Source organism: Maribellus luteus (genome assembly GCF_003576475.1).
In the GTDB taxonomy this organism is placed as follows: Bacteria; Bacteroidota; Bacteroidia; order Bacteroidales; family Prolixibacteraceae; genus Draconibacterium; species Draconibacterium luteum.
In genome coordinates this window covers 1-590 of the sequence record NZ_QWGR01000165.1, presented here as the reverse complement: position 1 = coordinate 590, position 590 = coordinate 1, and the positions used below count along the sequence as shown (strand labels likewise).

At 66.4% G+C, this 590-nt stretch carries 1 protein-coding gene; it reads right to left on the bottom strand.

Annotated features, from left to right (window positions below; genetic code table 11):
- Positions 1-590: 3-deoxy-7-phosphoheptulonate synthase (locus D1614_RS28425; protein WP_119440515.1), on the bottom strand; the 590-nt coding region annotated here is incomplete at both ends.

Genomic DNA, 590 nt, shown 5'->3' with positions numbered 1-590 from the left:
CACGAGACGGCGCTTGCGCACGGCGTCGGCCAGCGTTTCCAGCACCTTCACCGAATCGTCCCAGCCGATGCAGGCGTCGGTCACGCTCTGGCCGTAGACGAGGTCGGACACCGGCGTGCCTTGCACGTGGTCCTGGCGACCGGCGTTGATGTGCGATTCCACCATCACCCCGACGATGCGGTTATCGCCGGCTGCCATCTGGCGGCCGATGTCTTCGCACACCGGAATCTGGTTCTCGTGCTTCTTGCTGCTGTTGGCGTGAGAGGCATCGATCATCAGGCGCGCGGCCAGGCCCGACTTGGAGATGGCGTCGCAGGCTTCCTGCACGCTGGCAGCGTCGTAGTTGGGCGCCTTGCCGCCGCGCAGGATGATGTGGCAATCCTCGTTGCCGGCCGTCGACACGATAGCCGAGTGGCCGCCCTTGGTGACCGACAGGAAGTGGTGCGGCTGCGATGCGGCCTTGATGGCGTCCACGGCGATCTTCACGTTGCCGTCGGTGCCGTTCTTGAAACCGACCGGGCACGACAGGCCGGAAGCCAGCTCGCGGTGCACCTGGCTTTCGGTGGTGCGCGCACCGATCGCGCCCCAAC